Raw genomic sequence first — 234 nt, forward strand, 5'->3', positions numbered from 1 at the left:
ACAGCAGCAGCGTGCAGGCCGGGCTTTGCCTGGCAGCCTGGCTCAGTTGTCTCTCCACCTGGGCGATGCGCGCTTCCAGGAGCCGGATCTCTTCGAGCAACTGCGATGCCGTGTGGCGGATCAGCTCAGGCACAGCCGACTGTGGGTCGGCCAACACGCGGCCGATGACTTCGATGCCCGTGCGCGCACCTACAGGAACAGCGATGCCGAACTCCCGACAGAACCCCCGCAGGG

Annotated in this window: 1 pseudogene; it reads right to left on the reverse strand. The window is 66.2% G+C overall.

Annotation, left to right across the window (positions count from 1 at the left end):
- Positions 1-234: pseudogene (locus ACYZGB_RS23020) on the reverse strand (IS110 family transposase); the annotation flags it as partial.

It is taken from the genome of Acidovorax sp. Q11, assembly GCF_054950075.1.